This window comes from Rhizobium sp. C104 (assembly GCF_022354505.1).
GTDB classification, from domain to species: domain Bacteria; phylum Pseudomonadota; class Alphaproteobacteria; order Rhizobiales; family Rhizobiaceae; genus Rhizobium; species Rhizobium redzepovicii.
The window spans coordinates 659,717-675,122 of sequence record NZ_CP092348.1 but is presented as its reverse complement, the minus strand read 5'-3'; the positions used below and the strand labels follow the sequence as shown (position 1 = coordinate 675,122).

Here is a 15,406-nt window from a genome sequence, read left to right as displayed (position 1 = left end):
CTTCCCCCTCTATGACGGCTTACGACTTCGGCGGACCCGACTCGTCGTCGGCGAGCACGCGCCAAGCGGCCCCCTGAAGATCGTCGTACTGACCGTTCCCAAGAGACCAGAGAAATGCCGCAAGCCCTATGCCGCCCATGAAGAGCGCGATCGGGATGAGATAGATCAGCATGTTCATGCGATTCTGGCCTCCCCGCCACTCTCGGCCGGTTTCGGCGAACGTCCGGCACGGGATCGCGTGGCGGCAGCGTTGAGCCGAAGGGCGTTGGTCACCACGATGATCGATGACGTGGACATTGCCACCGCTGCGATCAGCGGCGTGGCAAGACCCGCGATCGCCACCGGCACCGCCAGCACGTTGTATCCGATCGCTAGCGCAAAATTCTGGCGTATCAGTGCAGCCGATCGCCTCGCGACTGCGATCGCTTGAGGGACCGCATCCAGACGGTCATTGAAGAACACAAGATCGGCGGCCTGTCGGCCGATGTCAGACGCCGTGGCGGGCGCCATGGACACATGGGCGGCAGCAAGCGCCGGTGCATCATTGATGCCGTCGCCTACCATCAGGACGCGGTGGCCGGATTCGCCCAGTTTTTGACACTCGCCGACCTTTTGCCGTGGCGTCAGCGCCCCCATCGCCCGGCTGATGCCGAGCACCTGTGCGACGTTGTCGACCACGCTTTGGCGATCGCCTGAGATGATCAACGTTTCAAACCTGGTTGACCCGAGTTCCTTGATCGCGTCTTGCGCACCCTGGCGAAGCGCATCCTCGAAGAAGAACCGCGCGAGCATTGCGCCGTTGTGGGAAAGCACGACTTCGGAGAGCGGGCTGTCGACCGTCGACCCCGGTAGAATTGCGCCACATGCAAACGCCTCGTTGCCCAGCCGGTAGATCTCGCTGCCGCGCGCGGCTTCGAGCCCGCCGCCGGGGATTTCGTTGACGCGCTCGAATGGCGTTCCAGCGTGCCCGACGCTTCTGGCCAGGGCTTGCGACAGCGGATGCCTCGAGTGGACGGCCAGTCCAGCCGCTTTCGCGAGATCCGCCTCGTCGGCGGCTTCGACCCGGACCAGCCTTGGGCTGCCCATGGTCAGAGTGCCCGTCTTGTCGAAGGCGACCGTGTCGACCTCCGCAAGTCTTTCGAGCGCGGAGCCGTCTTTCACCATGATCCCCCTGCGGAAAAGCTCGCCAGCCGCCACGACCTGGACGACGGGAACCGCAAGTCCGAGGGCGCATGGGCATGTAATGATAAGCACGGCGACTGCGACCAGCATCGCATGCTTCCAGTCTCCGCCAATGAGCCCCCAAGCAAGAAACGAGACAAGAGCGAGAAGGTGGACCGCCGGGGAGTACAGTGCGGCAGCGCGATCGGCGATGCGCCGGTAGCGTGCCCTCCCGCCCTCGGCAGCCTCCATGAGGCTGATGATTTCGGCCAAGAGAGAGTCCTTGGAGAGCTTGGTGGCGCGGACGACAAGCGAGCCAGTGAGGTTCATGGCACCTGAGCTGACCGCGACGCCGCTGGCGACGGCGACCGGAGTGCTTTCGCCGGTAACGATCGCAAGATCGAGATCGCTTTCGCCGACGACGACCATTCCGTCCACCGGAATCCGTTCGCCGACCGCGACGGCGATCTCATCTCCCACGACGATTTCATCAAGCGGAACGTAACGGCGCGATCCATTGGGCGCCAGGAGCAGTGCCCCACGCGGCGCAAGTCGGGCGAGCCCATTGATGGCAGCGCGGGCCTTTTCGCGCATCACATGATCCAGCGTCCTGCCGATAAGAAGGAAGAACAACAGGGACACGGTCGCGTCGAACCATGCGTGTTCCCCATGATGGGCGGTCTCCCAAAGCGAAACCGCGTAAGAAAGGCTCACGGCCAAAGAAATCGGCACGTCCATGTTCGTGCGACCATGCTTCAACGCGTTCCATGCCGACCGGAAAAAGAACCGCCCCGCGTAGACCAGCGCGGGTGCTGCGATCATCGCCGAGATCCAATGGAACAGATCCCTTGTAGCAGCGTCGGCGCCGGACCAGACCGAGACGGACAGAAGCATGATGTTGGCGGCCGCAAAGCCGGATACTCCGACGGCGAGGAGAAGCTGGTTCCTTGTCTTGTCGTTCTCCGCGGCAAATGGTGTGAAGAGATGGGCGCGGTATCCAGCGCCGTTGATCGCGGCGATGATTCCAGTCGGGTCGGCAGCACCATCTTCAGTTTTTTCGGCGTACACGCAGGTTACGCGCCGCGATGTGAGGTTCACCCTGGCCTTCCGAACGTAGGGGAGCGCCGAAAGGGCCTTCTCCAATGCCGATATGCAGCTCCCGCAGTGGGCATCGGGGACGCTCAGATCGAGCTGCCGTAGTCCCTCGCCCAAAGAATGGGCTGCGAGCGCGATTTCCTCGGCGCTGACTGATGTGGTGCTCATCGCGAGAACTCCATCCGCGTTCATCATGCAGCACGTCATTCGCCAAACCCCGCGGTATCGAGGCGGGAGGCCTCGTGCATCACGACCCTGCCTTCTTTTCGCGAAACGACCTCGACGATCCAGTCACCCGAGGCGACACGGTGCTGGGACTCAAACTGTCCTTCGCCGATTTTCGTGAATGCGACGTGGAAATCCTCGTGATCGCCCACAGGGCGTTTGAAATTTGCGGCCACCTCATCGACGAGCGTGGGAGAGCCGTCGCGATTGCGGATGTCGTAGTGGATGCGGCCGCCGGCCAGCGACAGTTTTCCGATGATACCAGACGCCGCCATCGCCTTCATCGCCGCTGCTTTGGCGTTGAACTCCTGGCTAGCGACATAAGTGTTCTCGACGACGAGACCGCTCCAGCTCGACGAGGCGAACCAGGCCATGGTCACGTTGACGCCGATCACCACCGCGAAGAACGAGCATGTGGCAAGCAGCATGTGCCGCCCTGTGAATCCTTGGGTGGAGGTAGTCATTTGGCGTCTCCCGGTGTGTTGAATGCGGCGCGATAGGTCGCTCTATCGGAATGTCCGGCGTCCTCGATGGCAAAAAGGAACTCGCTGATCGCGGCGGTCGACTGTTTGCTCGTCACGAAGACCTTGACTGTTGTCGCGACGTCCGGCGCAGCTTCGATGATAAAGGTCCGCGCGCCCTGCTTGGCTAGTTCAGGAATGCGCATGCTGGCGCCGTCGTCGAGGCCTAAAAGGCTGAGCTCGATCCTGCGTGGAGCGGGAACCATATTCAGTATTCGCAGTGTGTAGCCGTTGCGGATGGAGCCGTCGCTTTCCAAAACGTATTGCGGGTTTCGATCGTGAACCACGTTGAGCTCCAGTCGCTCGCGCATTGCGAGATGGACCACCATGGCGACGCCGATCAAAAGCCAGGTGACTGCATAAAACAGCACGCGTGGACGGAATATGATGCGCCAGTCGAAATGCCGGATGGCCTCGACGAACGAGCCGTCGGCATTCCGCACCTTCGAGGGCTGGACCGGCGTTCTTCCGTCGTCCGTCGCAATGGCCATGTTGGCCGCGTATTCGCTGAGCGTCGCATACGCTATGAGGCCACGCGGCTTTCCCAGCTTGTCCATGACGCCATCGCAGGCGTCGATGCACAAGGCGCAGGTAATACATTCCATCTGCTGTCCGTCGCGGATGTCGATACCCATGGGGCAGACGGCCACGCAGGCGTTGCAATCGACACAATCGCCGACCGATTGACCGGCAGCCAAGATCTTCTTGGAGTGGCGTGAGCGGGCCTCACCGCGCCAATCGTTGTATGTAACGACAAGAGAATTTTCATCGAGCATCGCGCCTTGGATTCGCGGCCACGGGCACATGTACGTACAGACCTGTTCGCGCATCAGCCCGCCGAGGACGTAGGTGGTCGCAGTGAGAGTAGCGACGGTCGCGTAGGCCACGACAGGTGCCTTCGCTGTGAAAAGCGAGACGACAAGCGTCGGCGCGTCGGCGAAATAGAAGATCCAAGCCCCCCTGTCGCGACGCCGATCATCAGCCAGATTGCGTGCTTGATGACCCTTTTTCTTGCCTTGTCGAAAGTCCACGGCCCGGCATCAAGCTTCATGCGGGCGTTGCGGTCCCCCTCGATCGCCCGCTCGACGACAAGGAACAGATCGACCCAGACGGTTTGCGGGCAAGCATATCCGCACCACGCCCGCCCGACGGCAGATGTGACGAGAAAGAGACCGAACCCTGCCATGACAAGCAGGCCCGCTACGTAATAGAATTCCTGCGGCCAGATCTCGATGAAGAAGAAGAAAAAGCGCCGTGACGCCAGGTCCACCAGAATAGCCTGATCCGGCGCGTAGGGTCCTCGATCCCAGCGAATCCAAGGAGCCAGGTAGTAGATCCCAAGTGTGATCATCATCACGATCCACTTGAAACGCCGAAAGCGCCCTTCGGCGCGCTTGGGAAATACCTTCTTTCGGGCAGCATAAAGTGGTTCACGTTTGCCGCGGGCGTTCACGGGTTCCGCGTCTATCCGTTCGACCGGGCTGGGATCTGGTGCTGTGTAGATATTCATCGCGCTCTGTCCGATTTTCACCGCCTTCTTCTCAGCTCTGCGAGAGCCCGTCCTTGATCCAGGTCAAGAATGACAACTGAAAAAAATGGGCCACGCTCCGGACAGGAAGCGCGGCCCCAAGGGGTTGGTGCCCTTCGTTGTGGCGGCAAGCTGGCGTCGGCTCACCTTGACGGGCCTAAATGATGGCCACGCCTCGGAACGAAAAGGCGTGGCCTGGAGGAACTGCGGGGAACGTCCTGGGAAGGTTGTCTACCTGCTTGTCGGCTTCTGATCTTTGAGCCCGATCAAACTTACCATCGAATTCCCGATCTTTTCAGCGTCCGTCTGTTCGGACTCTGCCGCGATTGGCTTGGCGCGTACGGAAACGCGCGAGTGGACGACTGCGCGCGGTACGCCGTAAAGAGCGAGCAAGGGATTATGGTCGTGTGTCGTCATGTTGGTATCCTTCAGGTCCCGCCGCCAAGAGAGTGGACGAACACAGTCAGTTCCTTCACGGTGCTGTCGCCCAAACGGGCAGCCCACGACGGCATCACTCCATGCTTGGGCGCCGTGACCTGGCGGGCGATCGCGTCCTCCCCTCGTCCCTTGAGCCAGATCGCGTCGGCAAGGTCAGGAGCACCCATGTCAACCTTGCCTTTGGCGTTCTCGGCGTGGCACGCCGCGCAATTGTCGAGGAATATCTGCTTGCCAGCTTCCGCAGCCGCTGGGTTAGAGGGCGTGTTAGTCAGGCCCCAGACATAGGCCGCGACCTGTTTCGTCTGATCTGGACTCAACATGTCGGCGAAGGCCGGCATCTCAGAGACGTGCGTGTCTGCATCCCCGTCGAAGCGAATACCGTGCGCGATCGTCGTGTTGATGGAATCGAGGTCGCCTCCCCATAGCCAGTCGTCGTCGTTCAAATTGGGAAACCCCGGCCCGCCGCTGGCTCCCGAGCCATGACACGGCGCGCAATTCACCTTGAAGGCCGAAGCCCCGCCGGCGATCGCGAACTCGCGCAGGGCTGGATCGGCGTCGATCTCCTGCACCGTCCTGGTGGCGATCATATCGTGAAACTTCATCTGCCCCGCCTTGGCGACGTCGACATCCTGTTGGAGCTCGGCGCGGCTGGAGAACCCTAGATAGCCCTTGGTGGCAGAAGTGATCATGGGGATCGCGGGATAAGCGAAGGCGTAGCCGATGGCCCACAGGATGCAGACGTAGAACGTCCAGACCCACCATCTGGGCATCGGATTGTTAAGCTCGCGGATCCCGTCCCATTCATGGCCCGTAGTTTCGACGCCGCTGATTTCATCGACATGCTTTTCCGACATCTCAGTCATCCTTCAGGGGAATATCGGCGGCTTCGGCGGCCGTCTGCTTGCTGCCGGGGCGAAGGGTGTAGAGGACGGCGCCCACGAAGAAGGCGGCCATTGCCAGCAGACCCCAACTGTCGGCGAAGTGTCTCATTGCAGTATAGGTTTCCATGGATCACCTCATCGGTAGCCGGTCGCGTCGTCGTAGGTCGAGAAATCGACCAACGTTCCGAGCATCTGCAGGTAGGACACCAGGGCGTCCATTTCGGTCAGCCTGGCGGGATCGCCGTCGAAGTCGCCGACTTTCGCCTTTGGATAGCGCTCGAGCAGCGCCGTGGTGTCGGCGTTCGGATCAGCCTGCGTCTTCATGTCGGCCTGAGCATTGGCCAGCATGTCGTCCGTGTAAGGAACGCCGACGTCTTCATTGGCCTTGAGGTCCATGCCGATGTCCTTGACCGAAATCTCGTTCGTCTTCAGGAACGCGTATTTTGGCATGATCGATTCAGGCACAACCGCCCGCGGATCGGAAAGATGTTGGACGTGCCATTCGTTCGAATAGCGGCCTCCGACACGAGCCAGGTCCGGGCCGGTGCGCTTGGAACCCCACTGGAACGGGTGGTCATACATGGACTCGGCCGCCAGCGAGTAATGGCCGTAGCGTTCCACCTCATCTCGGAACGGCCGTATCATCTGGCTGTGGCAGAGATAGCAGCCTTCGCGAATGTAGATGTTTCGTCCGGCCAGCTCGAGAGGAGTGTAGGGACGCATCCCCTCCACCTTCTCGATGGTGTTCTGGAGATAGAACAGAGGAGCGATTTCGACGATGCCGCCGATGCTCACGACGAGGAGCGAACCGACAAGAAGGAGGGTGGCGTTCTTCTCGAGGATCTTATGCTTGTCTAATATCGATGCCATTTTTCACCTCACTCGGCAGGCTGTGCCTGGGGCACGTAAGCGGTCGGAATAGCTAGCTCATCGCGCAGGTGGCCGCGGATCGTCATGACGACGTTCCAAGCCATCACGATCCCACCGGCCAGATAGAGGCCGCCTCCGACGACGCGCAGCACGTAGTATGGGAACATGGCGGCCACGGTCTCCGCGAACGAGTAGACAAGGAAGCCCTGCGAATTATACTCGCGCCACATCAGACCCTGCTGGATCCCGGCCACCCAGAGCACGGCGGCGTAAATGACGATGCCGAGGGTGGCGAGCCAGAAGTGCCAGTTGACCATTCGCAGGCTGTAGAGACGCTCGCGTCCCCAAAGCTTGGGCGTCAGATAGTAGATCGCCCCGAAGGTGATCATGCCGACCCAGCCAAGGGCTCCCGAATGCACATGGCCGATCGTCCACTCGGTGTAGTGGCTGAGCGAGTTGACCGTCTTTATCGACATCATCGGACCCTCGAAGGTCGACATGCCGTAGAAGGCGATGGCAATGATCATCATCCGGATGATCGGATCGGTGCGCACTTTGTCCCAAGCCCCCGAAAGGGTCATGAGGCCATTGATCATGCCGCCCCAGGACGGCATCCAGAGCATGACCGAGAAGACCATGCCGAGAGTCTGGGCCCAATCGGGCAGCGCTGTGTAGTGCAGGTGATGCGGGCCGGCCCAGATATACATGAAGATCAATGCCCAGAAGTGGATGATCGACAGCCGATAGGAATAGACGGGTCGGTTGGCCTGCTTCGGCACGAAGTAGTACATCATGCCAAGGAAGCCAGCGGTGAGGAAAAAGCCGACGGCGTTGTGGCCGTACCACCATTGTGTCAGAGCGTCCTGGACCCCGGAGAAGACGGAGTAGCTCTTCGAGCCCAGAAAGGACGCGGGAACGGCAAGGTTGTTGACCACGTGCAGCATCGCAATCGTCACGATGAAGCCAAGATAGAACCAATTCGCGACGTAGATATGAGGTTCCCGACGCTTTAGGATCGTCCCAAGATAGACGGCTAGGTAGGCCACCCAAACGAGCGTAAGCCAGACGTCGACGTACCATTCCGGTTCCGCATATTCTCGGGCTTGATTGATGCCAAGGACGTAGCCAGTCGCCGCCATCACGATGAAGAGCTGGTATCCCCAGAAGACAAACCAGGCGAGGCTGCCGCCGAACAGGCGCGCATGACAGGTCCGCTGGACGACGTAGAAGGAGGTCATGATGAGCGCGTTGCCGCCGAAGGCGAAGATGACGGCCGAGGTGTGCACGGGACGGAGACGGCCGAAGTTGAGATACGGCGCTAGATTGAGGTCCGGGAACGCCAACTGTGCAGCGACGACCACGCCGACGAGAAAGCCGACGACGCCCCAGAAGACCGTAGCGATCAGTCCGTAGCGGATGACCTCGTCGAAATAACCCGACGTATCGGCCTTCGGCTGATTTCCAGCCGGCGAAAAGTCGACCTTCCTCAGCAGTAATATGGTGCCTGCGCATAGACAGACGCATAGTATGCCCATATGGACCGCAAATAGGTGATCGTGCGCGAAGGCGGCTCCTAGCAGGGCCAGGAAAGCAGCGACCGCGACCACTACTGTTTCCGTTGTGTAGTTCATGATGTCGTCCCCAGTGCGCAGACGACCGCGTCGCGGCCGGCTCTCTCGTACTTTGAGGCAGGACTGTCATGGGTGCGGCCCGGCCTCCTTGATCTAGGTCAAAGAGCGAGGACTTTGGCGCCCAGGCATGGCGCAGTTACATGCTGTTACACAGTCTCACCATTTGCAACGGGCCAATCATTCCGGTGTGACGCGGGTGCTGTCTATTTCAGGCATCGAAAACGCGGGGACACCAAGATGCTGATGCAGAATCGCCAAGCTTTCCAACCAGTCGAAGCCGCCTCGGACATTGCGCGCGGCGGGCGTTCGCTTGGTTCGTTATTCCAGATGTCGACGGTTGAACTCGTTCCGGCTGGAAAGGCTATCTGCTGGGAAGGCGACGCTGCGAAGCATCTCTTCCAAGTCGTGGAGGGCGTCGTCCGCCTCCAGCGCATCATCGGCGAAGGACGCCGCGTGATTACCGCTTTCCACTTCGCAGGCGACGTTATCGGCGCCTTTTTGCAGAGCGACTTCCTGTTCACGGCCGAAGCCGTCACCGACTGCAAGATCCGCCGCGTTTCGCGCAAAAGCTTCAATGAGGAGGTTGGCCGGTGCGACTTGCTGCGTCCGGAATATATTTCCCTGCTCTGCAAGGAAACCGTCGCGGCTCATGACCAGATGGTGCTTCTCTCCAAGAAGAATGCCGAAGAGCGGTTGTGCACATTCATCGCCAGACTGGTGTCCCGTCGCAACGCCGAGGTCCACAAGGGCCTACTGCGGATTCCCATGAACCGACAGGATATCGCGGACTACCTCGGCCTGACCATCGAAACGGTCTCCCGAACGATCACCAAGCTTGCGTCCCGCAACGTCCTCCTTCCGGAAGGGCGCCACGACCTGAGGATCGTGAACCTGCGCCGGCTGCAGGAGCTGTCGGGCAACCCGGATGATTTTTCAGAGAAAACCTGCCATAGCGTCAGTCTCCACTAATCGAACGCTGGATAAGCCATGCCGCATCGTCTCGTATCGCCACGCACCGCCTCCTATCAGGAGCTTGATGTAATGGTTCATGTGCTGGACGGCGCGGACATTCTGATCCATCGGTTCGAGGGCACCATCACCCATTGGTCGATCGGCTGCGAAAACATGTACGGGTGGACCAGGGAAGAGGCTGTCGGCGAAAAAGTATACGAGCTTCTCGCAACCCGGTTTCCGGAGCCGGTAGACGAGATACGAAACCAGCTCAAGCAAAGAGGGTCCTGGCAGGGCGAAATCGTACACCGCCACAAAAGCGGGCATGAGATCCACACGGCGTCGCGCTGCGTGCTTGTGAACCTTCCCGATGGCGACCTCGCCATCATTCAGACCAACAGCGACGTCAGCGCCCTGAAGCAGGCTCAGGACGCGGTCAAATCGCGCGAGGCCCACCTGAGTTCAATTCTGGACACCGTGCCGGACGCCATGGTGGTCATAGACCACAAGGGAACGGTGCTTTCGTTCAGCAAGGCGGCCGAAAAGCTGTTTGGCATGCCGTCCGAACAGATTTGCGGGCGCAATGTCAGCACCCTGATGCCGAACCCCTACCGCGACGCCCACGACGGCTACATCGATCACTATCTCGAGACCGGCGAGAAACGCATTATCGGCTATGGGCGTGTCGTCACCGGGCAGCGGGCCGACGGCACCCAGTTCCCAATGGAACTCCACGTCGGGGAAGCTACTGCGGACGGCCAGCGCATCTTTACGGGTTTCGTCCGCGATCTGACAGGTCGCTTCAAGATCGAGGAAGACCTCCGCCAGGCGCAAAAAATGGAAGCCGTCGGACAATTGACGGGAGGCCTGGCGCACGACTTCAACAACCTTCTGACCGTGATCAGCGGTAATCTGGAGATGATCGAGGACAAGCTGCCTCCCGGCAAACTTAGAGACATCCTCCGGGAGGCCCAGGACGCGGCAGCCGACGGCGCTAAGCTTACAGGCCAGTTGCTTGCTTTCGGCCGGCGTCAGCCTCTTAACCCGAAGCATGCCGACCTCGGCCAGCTTGTGACAGGATTCTCGGACTTGCTTGGCAGAACTCTCGGAGAGGACATCAAGCTCACTACGACGATCGCGGGATCCGATCTGAACGTCGTGGTTGACAGCTCGCAGCTTCAGAACGCAATTCTCAATATCGCTCTCAACGCGCGCGACGCCATGCCGAAAGGCGGCAGCCTGACCACCGAAATCTCGCGCGTGCACCTCGATGCCGACTACGCAAAGATGTATCCCGAGGTTCGCAGCGGCAATTTCGTGCTCATTTCCATGACCGACACGGGAATTGGGATGACGGAAGAAGTGAGGAAGCATGCCATTGAGCCCTTCTTCACCACAAAGGAAGTAGGATCGGGAACGGGAACTCGGGCTGAGCATGGTCTATGGCTTCGTCAAGCAGTCCGGCGGCCACCTTCAAATCTATAGCGAAGCTGGTCGAGGCACGACGATACGGATCTACCTCCCCGCCGTGACCGGATCCAAGCTACAGGAATCTGGTCTGCAGGCAGAGAAAAGGAGAGCCCGCTTCCTCGAGGAAACGAGCTGATCCTGGTTGTGGAGGACGACGCTCGTGTCCGCCGGGTAGCTGTCGCGCGGCTCGGCGATATGGGATACGCGGTGCTTGAAGCGGACAACGGCCGTGGAGCACTCGAAATCCTGCGCAAAAACGAGGAAATCGCGCTTCTGTTCACCGACATCGTCATGCCCGGCGGCATGACCGGCGACGAGGTGGCGAGGGAGGCTCGGACCCTTCGGCCGGACATCGCCGTTCTCTTCACGTCGGGCTACTCAGAGCCGGCCCTTGCAACGACGGACGTCATTTCCGGTGCTCAATGGCTTCGCAAGCCCTATACCGCGCGAGAACTGGCTTCCATGATTCGCGAGCTTCTCGATCGGCGCTGATAGGCGCGGTTGCCCATTGTTGATCGACACACCTATGCTTCGTAACATTTTGGCAACCCGGATGCGGCAGCCGGTGCCGGGAGCGCGGCTTCACGTTGACTGGTGAAATTACCGGACTGCTTGATCCAATTTCGCCGGTGCCGATCTCCAACCGACAAGTCACGGAACCCGTCACCTCTTCAAAGAACACTGGCCCGTTCTCGACGCCAGGCCGCGACCCTCGCCCTGCCGAAATGGTCGAAGTGCCTCCGATTGATCGTCAGACGCACTATTCCGCTGCTGCGCCCAATGACGCCATAATCAAAAGGCCGAGCAAGCGTCGGCGGAGCACTGTTCTTTCAGGCAAATCCGATCGATGACGTTGTCCGTTCGAAGTCGGGCTCAGTCTTGAAAAATTGATTTTATCCAGGTTTGACGAGCATCAAAGAGCGCTGCGCTGCCATGTCCTAGAAGTGTCCCCGAGGCCAAATCCGGCCCCGCAAACAGGAGACATGAAAATGCGTTTGAAATTCGGTCTGATCGCTGTGGCTGCAGTTCTTGTTACCTCGGCGGCGCCGATGATGGCTGCCGATCACCAAGTTCAGTTGCTCAACAAGGGCGCCGACGGAGTAATGGTATTCGAGCCGGGCTTCGTCAAAGTCGCTCCAGGAGACACTGTCACTTTCGTCCCGACCGACAAGAGCCATAACGTTGAAACGTATAAGGGTCTCATTCCCGAGGGCGCAACCGAGTTCAAGTCCAAGCCCAACGAGCAGTTCCAGGCCACGTTCGACGAGCCGGGTGCATATGTCGTCAAGTGCACGCCGCATGCCGGCATGGGCATGGTCGCGCTCATCCAGGTGGGTGAGAAGCCGGCGAACCTCGACGCCATCAAGACTGCCAAGGTACCGAACCCGGTGCGTAAGCGCCTCGATGCCGATCTCGCGCAGGTTACCCAGTAACGCAGCTTGAAACAGCGGGTGGCGGCAGAACCGCCGTCGACCCGCCGACTGGACCTATGACAATGATCAAGCATCTCATGCTGGCTGCCATCGTTGCTGTCTGAGGCGCAAGCTTCGCCAACGCGCACATAACGCTGGAGCAATCCCAGGCAACCTCCGGAAAGGCCTACCGGGTAGGTCACGGTTGCGAGGGCAAGGCAACCATCAAGATCCGGGTAAAGGTACCCGAGGGACAGCTCTCCGCGAAGCCCATGCCGAAGTCCGGCTAAACCATCGAAAAAGTCCACGCCGCTTACAAGAAGAGCTACGACCTCTACGGAAAGCCGGTGAAGGAAGGCGTCAGCGAAATCGTCTGGAGTGGCGGGAGTCTCGCGGACGACGAATATGACGAGTTCGTTTTCCGGGCAACCGTGGCCAAGGAGCTGCCGCTCGGAACCCGCATCTACTTGCCGGTTGTCCAGGAATGCACCGATGGCGCCGTGGAGCGCTGGATCGAAATTCCAGCGGCAGGGAAGAATACCGACGACTACGAGACCCCCGCGCCGTACTTCGACGTCGTCGAGCAGCCGCGTTCGTGATCGGATTGTCGCTCATGTGGTCAAGGATTCCGAATTGGGCGACGTTCATCCTTTCTGTCCGAGCAGCAGCCCTGCTGCTCGTCCTGGCGGCACTCGGCGGCCTCCTGCTGGCGAGCGCGCAAGCTCACGCCGTTTTGAGGAGTTCCTCCCCTGCCAACAACGAAATTCTGGATCGGTCGCCCAGCCGGGTCGATTTCATTTCAACGAGGTGGTCAGACTCGTCAGCGCGAGTGCCACCGACGCTTCGGGCGACCGGATAGATCTGCAAGGAGATATCGCCGGCTCGGTGGTCCTATTGAATCTGCCGGGCTCGATCTCTCGCGGCACTACGATCGTAAGCTACCGGGTGGCGTCGGAGGACGGTCATCCGATCGGAGGATCCGTCGTGTTCCACGTCGGTACCCCGACGGCCACGTCCACCGAAGGTGTCCGTTTCGCCTCTGGCGATCGCGATCTGGGTCGTGCACGCCTCATCCATCATCTTTCTTGCTGTGGTCGTCGGGAGAGCATTGTTCGACCGATGGTTCGGCATTGGGAACCCCTCCCCGTCGCGACAAGATCTCGCTGCCTTCCTCGGCGTCCTGCTGTTCTCCACAAACATCTACCTTCAGGGGCTCGACGAAATTGGCGGCGATCTGAGACTAGCCGGCGTTACGGCCGCTCTCTACGGGCGAAGCGATGCCTCATGGCTGAAGACATCCAGCAGGCGAAAGCAAAGCCGCCGTTGCGAGATTACGGATACCTCGGGCAAAATCCTTGCCGTGGTTCCAGCCTATCGGTGAGCCTGCCGAGACTTCGTTTCGGACAAACATTCTCTAGCTGAGTGCTCTGACCGCCAACTTCTCCGAATGATCTTTGGCGAATCCTTGCATCGCCTCAGCCATGCGCGAGCCGAAACGCGACCCGATCACCGCAAGCGTCGCCGCCTCCTCAGCGACTTCACCAATCGTATTTTGAACGTAGTCCGACGTCACCTCGAGAGCATCGTTATGATCGACGCTTTTAGCCAGATCTCCAAGAAAGCTCATCCACGACTTGCCCCAGCAGGTCGCGAACATCATCGCTTCGGATTGACAACGCAGCGCTGCGGCAATCGACTCGAGTTGGAGTTGAGTGCATAGCTTTGCGAAGCTCTCATTTCCCGAGGGGGGATCGAACGACGAATTTCCGAAATGCTCTAAGATCACGGGGAACCTCCTGGTTTGAGGGAATTTCGGTAAGCCTTGGAACGTTAATCTTTTATTCCGCTACGGCCCGACAGCGATCTCACTGAAATCCCGTAGAAGACGTGCGGTGGCGCCGAGAGCACTGGCAGTTCGGCGAGCTTTAGAGACCCCATTTCCCACCAGTCGGAATGCTGCCTCAGCAGCGACCAGGCATGAACTCTTTCGTCATGCCTGAAACTATCGTCTGGAAACTCTTCGAATTGGCCCTCGATGACGACGCTTGTCCATCCGCCCCCGCTCGCCAGACGCTCGACGTGCAGACACACTTTGTCGTTCGCCCGCATCCAGTCAAGCGTCCTGCCTGGCATCGAAAAACTGTAGGCCACGTTTCCCGCAAAGGCGAAGTAGATTGCCGCAATATAAGGCTGGCCATCCCTGCAGCACGCCAGGTGTCCGAAGCGCGCGTGTTCAAGGATTTCGTAGCATTCCGCGTGGCTCAACTCCCGTAGCGCAAATGCCATGAAAGGATCCTCCTCATTATGGTCACGGGAGGGATGCTAACGCTCCGGTGGCGTCGCGTCTTTGATCGAGCGCAACGGACATCCGGAAATCGGCTCGACCATTCCGCATCGACGAAAGCTGGATTGTCGTGAAAAACCGCGATCGGGCTGCGACTGCCACCAAACGACAGGCATTCTAGGCTGCCTCGATGACGGCCACAGACACTGGCTGCGCGTCCTGTCTTTCCAATGCTTTCAGGATCTGGCGAACGATTTCCCGTTCCGCTTTAATATGCCGACGCATGGAACAGAAGAACGAGCGTAAAAGATAACCAATCGCATCCCAGGAGAGATGGCATCGTCCCGCCTTCAGCGCGCAAATCGCGTCGACGACTTCCTGCGCGGCGTCGGCATCGAACAGTCTGCTCGTCCTGCGGCGCTCGACAGCCTCCGTCAGCTCGTCATCGATCATGATCAAACCCAGGTGCGATGAAACGACTCGCGCCTCCAGCAGATGCGTTGTGCTGAGAAGGGGAACGAGACCGTGGATGATGGTCTCGCATAGTCTGTCTTCGATATGGCAAGGCAGGAAGTCGGCGATGGCTTCGAGTAGATCGCACCAGCCCATGAGCTGCCCGTAGCAGGCCTCGAGCTCGGGAAAATTTTCCGTAAGAATGTTCGTCATGTCCTATCTCTGCAGAAAAGGCTGGTGGCGATCGCAATGGCCAGGACGGCGGTCACAACGCCGCAGGACGCCCATACGAAAGAGCGCTATCGCAAACGTCACGATGACAGGGGTCGCTATCGACAGTCCGATTTGAGCATCAGTCATCCGGCTCTCCTTTTCGGCGACAATAGGAGGTCCCCGGAAGACCTTCTTTGAGATCGATCAAAGATGGATTGAGTTAAGCCCCGACCTCTCATCTGGGGCTGCGAACCTGGTCATCATCGGAAAGGG

The 15,406-nt window shown here is 59.7% G+C and carries 16 protein-coding genes and 3 pseudogenes; 7 read left to right on the top strand and 12 right to left on the bottom strand.

The window, feature by feature from the left end; all coding sequences use genetic code 11:
* Positions 1–19: 19 nt before the first annotated feature.
* The 9 genes and pseudogenes from ccoS to ccoN form a co-directional block, all read right to left on the bottom strand.
* Positions 20–178 carry a cbb3-type cytochrome oxidase assembly protein CcoS gene (gene ccoS / locus MF410_RS04365; RefSeq protein ID WP_003592781.1) on the bottom strand — a complete coding sequence of 53 codons (159 nt, stop codon included), beginning with the start codon at positions 176–178 and terminating at the stop codon, positions 20–22.
* Positions 175–2,463, bottom strand: coding sequence for a cation-translocating P-type ATPase (locus tag MF410_RS04360; protein WP_097628305.1), 2,289 nt, complete (start codon positions 2,461–2,463; stop codon positions 175–177). The genes ccoS and MF410_RS04360 overlap by 4 nt, the downstream gene beginning before the upstream one ends.
* A complete protein-coding gene (locus tag MF410_RS04355; RefSeq protein WP_003592778.1) occupies positions 2,460–2,945 on the bottom strand; it encodes a FixH family protein in 486 nt (161 codons plus the stop codon). The genes MF410_RS04360 and MF410_RS04355 overlap by 4 nt, the downstream gene beginning before the upstream one ends.
* Positions 2,942–4,512, bottom strand: a pseudogene (ccoG, locus tag MF410_RS04350) (cytochrome c oxidase accessory protein CcoG). The gene MF410_RS04355 and the pseudogene ccoG overlap by 4 nt, the downstream one beginning before the upstream one ends.
* A 249-nt stretch (positions 4,513–4,761) precedes the next feature.
* Entirely contained in the window at positions 4,762–4,947 is a 186-nt protein-coding gene (locus MF410_RS04345) for a hypothetical protein (RefSeq protein ID WP_097628303.1), read from the bottom strand.
* 11 nt (positions 4,948–4,958) lie between these two features.
* The gene (gene ccoP, locus MF410_RS04340; protein ID WP_097628302.1) at positions 4,959–5,822 is read right to left on the bottom strand and encodes a cytochrome-c oxidase, cbb3-type subunit III; all 864 of its coding nucleotides are present in this window, start codon (positions 5,820–5,822) and stop codon (positions 4,959–4,961) included.
* A 1-nt stretch (position 5,823) separates the two neighbouring features.
* Positions 5,824–5,976: a CcoQ/FixQ family Cbb3-type cytochrome c oxidase assembly chaperone gene (locus MF410_RS04335; RefSeq protein WP_003592769.1), complete on the bottom strand. Its 153-nt coding sequence runs from the start codon at positions 5,974–5,976 to the stop codon at positions 5,824–5,826.
* Positions 5,977–5,984: 8 nt separating this feature from the next.
* On the bottom strand, positions 5,985–6,719 hold the full coding sequence (ccoO, locus tag MF410_RS04330) for a cytochrome-c oxidase, cbb3-type subunit II (RefSeq protein ID WP_097628301.1): 735 nt from the start codon (positions 6,717–6,719) through the stop codon (positions 5,985–5,987).
* A gap of 8 nt (positions 6,720–6,727) precedes the next feature.
* Entirely contained in the window at positions 6,728–8,350 is a 1,623-nt protein-coding gene (gene ccoN / locus MF410_RS04325; protein ID WP_097628300.1) for a cytochrome-c oxidase, cbb3-type subunit I, read from the bottom strand.
* Between the two features lie 237 nt (positions 8,351–8,587).
* Between ccoN and MF410_RS04320 the strand changes: the two genes are divergently transcribed.
* The 7 genes and pseudogenes from MF410_RS04320 (at position 8,588) to MF410_RS04295 (ending at position 13,564) form a co-directional block, all read left to right on the top strand.
* Positions 8,588–9,319, top strand: a complete 732-nt coding sequence (locus MF410_RS04320) for a helix-turn-helix domain-containing protein (RefSeq protein ID WP_097628299.1) — start codon at positions 8,588–8,590, stop codon at positions 9,317–9,319.
* 18 nt (positions 9,320–9,337) lie between these two features.
* Positions 9,338–10,786: a PAS domain S-box protein gene (locus MF410_RS04315; protein WP_345774729.1), complete on the top strand. Its 1,449-nt coding sequence runs from the start codon at positions 9,338–9,340 to the stop codon at positions 10,784–10,786.
* Between the two features lie 129 nt (positions 10,787–10,915).
* Positions 10,916–11,263 carry a response regulator gene (locus tag MF410_RS36750; RefSeq protein ID WP_345774728.1) on the top strand — a complete coding sequence of 116 codons (348 nt, stop codon included), beginning with the start codon at positions 10,916–10,918 and terminating at the stop codon, positions 11,261–11,263.
* Positions 11,264–11,760: 497 nt separating this feature from the next.
* Positions 11,761–12,204: a pseudoazurin gene (locus tag MF410_RS04310; protein ID WP_097628297.1), complete on the top strand. Its 444-nt coding sequence runs from the start codon at positions 11,761–11,763 to the stop codon at positions 12,202–12,204.
* Positions 12,205–12,332: 128 nt separating this feature from the next.
* Positions 12,333–12,782, top strand: a pseudogene (locus MF410_RS04305) (DUF1775 domain-containing protein).
* A pseudogene (locus MF410_RS04300) lies at positions 12,676–13,119 on the top strand (hypothetical protein); the annotation flags it as partial. The pseudogenes MF410_RS04305 and MF410_RS04300, both read left to right, overlap by 107 nt.
* Positions 13,120–13,207: 88 nt before the next feature.
* Positions 13,208–13,564 carry a hypothetical protein gene (locus tag MF410_RS04295; RefSeq protein ID WP_239620452.1) on the top strand — a complete coding sequence of 119 codons (357 nt, stop codon included), beginning with the start codon at positions 13,208–13,210 and terminating at the stop codon, positions 13,562–13,564.
* A 33-nt stretch (positions 13,565–13,597) separates the two neighbouring features.
* Here MF410_RS04295 and MF410_RS04290 read toward each other — a convergent pair whose 3' ends face one another.
* The 3 genes from MF410_RS04290 to MF410_RS04280 all read right to left on the bottom strand — a co-directional run bounded on the left by MF410_RS04290 (position 13,598) and on the right by MF410_RS04280 (position 15,133).
* Positions 13,598–13,969: a hypothetical protein gene (locus MF410_RS04290; RefSeq protein ID WP_097628295.1), complete on the bottom strand. Its 372-nt coding sequence runs from the start codon at positions 13,967–13,969 to the stop codon at positions 13,598–13,600.
* A gap of 44 nt (positions 13,970–14,013) precedes the next feature.
* Entirely contained in the window at positions 14,014–14,469 is a 456-nt protein-coding gene (locus tag MF410_RS04285; protein ID WP_097628294.1) for a pyridoxamine 5'-phosphate oxidase family protein, read from the bottom strand.
* Positions 14,470–14,644: 175 nt separating this feature from the next.
* Positions 14,645–15,133, bottom strand: coding sequence for a hypothetical protein (locus MF410_RS04280; protein WP_097628293.1), 489 nt, complete (start codon positions 15,131–15,133; stop codon positions 14,645–14,647).
* Positions 15,134–15,406: the final 273 nt, after the last annotated feature.

Bases quoted from the DNA above. Each gene is read 5' to 3' on its own strand.
- ccoN (WP_097628300.1), bottom strand. From the start codon at position 8,350: ATGAACTACACAACGGAAACAGTAGTGGTCGCGGTCGCTGCTTTCCTG.
- MF410_RS04315 (WP_345774729.1), top strand. From the start codon at position 9,338: ATGCCGCATCGTCTCGTATCGCCACGCACCGCCTCCTATCAGGAGCTT.
- MF410_RS04360 (WP_097628305.1), bottom strand. From the start codon at position 2,463: ATGACGTGCTGCATGATGAACGCGGATGGAGTTCTCGCGATGAGCACC.
- MF410_RS04285 (WP_097628294.1), bottom strand. From the start codon at position 14,469: ATGGCATTTGCGCTACGGGAGTTGAGCCACGCGGAATGCTACGAAATC.
- MF410_RS04355 (WP_003592778.1), bottom strand. From the start codon at position 2,945: ATGACTACCTCCACCCAAGGATTCACAGGGCGGCACATGCTGCTTGCC.
- MF410_RS04320 (WP_097628299.1), top strand. From the start codon at position 8,588: ATGCTGATGCAGAATCGCCAAGCTTTCCAACCAGTCGAAGCCGCCTCG.
- MF410_RS04310 (WP_097628297.1), top strand. From the start codon at position 11,761: ATGCGTTTGAAATTCGGTCTGATCGCTGTGGCTGCAGTTCTTGTTACC.
- MF410_RS04345 (WP_097628303.1), bottom strand. From the start codon at position 4,947: ATGACGACACACGACCATAATCCCTTGCTCGCTCTTTACGGCGTACCG.
- ccoO (WP_097628301.1), bottom strand. From the start codon at position 6,719: ATGGCATCGATATTAGACAAGCATAAGATCCTCGAGAAGAACGCCACC.
- ccoS (WP_003592781.1), bottom strand. From the start codon at position 178: ATGAACATGCTGATCTATCTCATCCCGATCGCGCTCTTCATGGGCGGC.
- MF410_RS04335 (WP_003592769.1), bottom strand. From the start codon at position 5,976: ATGGAAACCTATACTGCAATGAGACACTTCGCCGACAGTTGGGGTCTG.
- ccoP (WP_097628302.1), bottom strand. From the start codon at position 5,822: ATGTCGGAAAAGCATGTCGATGAAATCAGCGGCGTCGAAACTACGGGC.
- MF410_RS04280 (WP_097628293.1), bottom strand. From the start codon at position 15,133: ATGACGAACATTCTTACGGAAAATTTTCCCGAGCTCGAGGCCTGCTAC.